Annotated in this window: 3 protein-coding genes; all 3 read left to right on the top strand. The window is 70.5% G+C overall.

The features are described 5' to 3' along the window. Nucleotides 1–141 precede the first annotated feature (141 nt). From JGS39_RS39450 to JGS39_RS39440, 3 genes are read left to right on the top strand one after another with little or no spacing between them, the layout of a single operon-like run. Complete coding sequence (locus JGS39_RS39450) at nucleotides 142–345, top strand: hypothetical protein (RefSeq protein ID WP_219574576.1); 204 nt, start codon at nucleotides 142–144, stop codon at nucleotides 343–345. Then, the gene (locus JGS39_RS39445) at nucleotides 342–602 is read left to right on the top strand and encodes a hypothetical protein (protein WP_219574575.1); all 261 of its coding nucleotides are present in this window, start codon (nucleotides 342–344) and stop codon (nucleotides 600–602) included. The genes JGS39_RS39450 and JGS39_RS39445 overlap by 4 nt, the downstream gene beginning before the upstream one ends. Further along, complete coding sequence (locus JGS39_RS39440; protein WP_219574574.1) at nucleotides 599–910, top strand: hypothetical protein; 312 nt, start codon at nucleotides 599–601, stop codon at nucleotides 908–910. The genes JGS39_RS39445 and JGS39_RS39440 overlap by 4 nt, the downstream gene beginning before the upstream one ends. Nucleotides 911–1427 lie beyond the last annotated feature (517 nt).

Genomic DNA, 1427 nt, shown 5'->3' with positions numbered 1-1427 from the left:
ACAGACCACCCACATCGCACCCGCCCTGTAGCGGCACCGCCACCCCCCGGGGAAGGCACCGCACATGAACAGCCCCCGCCGCGCGCCGACGCGGCGGGGGCCCCATCCGTTGGGAGAGCAGTGTTCCGCAGAACAGACAAAGTGATCGCAGCGTCGGCCCGCGCGATGCACGACATGATCCAGGCCATCCCGCCGTACGAGCCGCCGCCCCCGCCCACCCGCGGCCAGATGATCCGGTCTGATATCGCCAACGCCGTGGCCATCGCCGTGGCCATCGTCCTGTCCCTGGCCGTGCTCCTGGTCGTGGCCTACGTCGTCCGTCTCGGCTGGGAGGCCGGAGCATGAACCAACGAACACGACTCAAGCGCGCGGTACTCCGCGACCGCCGCCGCGGATACGACGACGGACCCGCCCTGATCGGCCCCATGACGGGATTCGATCTCTACCTGACCAAGATCTACTCACCGCTGGCCGCGCTCGCCCAGATTCACCACATGGTGACCCACCCCGAAGAGACACGGGCGTACATCAGCGCCGCCCAGCAGGCAGTCGCGGAAGCGCTGCGCGCGGCGCGTGGGAGCGACAGGGAGGCCGAAGCATGACCGATCGCGTCGACCTGATCGAGCGTGCTATCAACGCGTTCGCCGAAGACCTCCCGTACGGGGACGTCATCGACTGCGACACCCGCGCGATGGCGGAGTTCGTGGCCGTGGCTCTGGTTGCGGAAGTGCCGGCCGCGCCGCCCGTCTCGTCACCGGAGTACGGCGGGTGGCTCGCCGCCCAGTACCGGCACGTCCCGCTCCCCACCCCGTCCGCGCCCGCGCCGATCGCGGTCCGGGAGTTCCGGCCGTGTGCCGACTGCCGGACCCCGTTCCGGTGCGAAGAAGACGGAGAGGACAGGTGCCCATGAGCGTTGCGGTCGGCCACCCCTTGGCCAAGAAGCCGCGGCGGTGAGCACCGCCGGGTATGCGGGCGTGTGCCTTGCGGGACGCTGGGAGTGCGGCACCTGCGGGGAGTCAGGGGAGGGCTGGTGGGATGAGGACGACGGCTTGACCCTGGACGTCGGAGAGCACGACTGCCCGGAGTAACCCCCCGACACACGAACCGGCCCCCCTCACCGACAGGAGAGGGGGGCCGATCTGTTGTGGTACGACAGGGAGTTGAACCCTGTACCGGAGGGTTTCCGTGTTCCTCCACTCCCCACGGTGGGAGTCCAGGGCCTTAGTCAGGGGCCGCTGAGGTGAACCGTTCCGTACCTGCGGACAACGTACCAGCCGCCGCCCGGAGGGCCGGCACTCGGAGCCGGAGGCGACGACCGCACCGCCGGAGGCGGTGACCCCGGAGCCGGAGGCGACGACCAGACCGCGCGTGCGCGGGCTACCACCTGGAGCCGCAAGGCGCAAGGCCCGCGGCCACCCCTGGCTGAC

It is taken from the genome of Streptomyces poriferorum (genome assembly GCF_019399235.1).
Lineage (GTDB): Bacteria > Actinomycetota > Actinomycetes > Streptomycetales > Streptomycetaceae > Streptomyces > Streptomyces poriferorum.
This window is presented reverse-complemented; position numbering and strand designations above follow the sequence as displayed.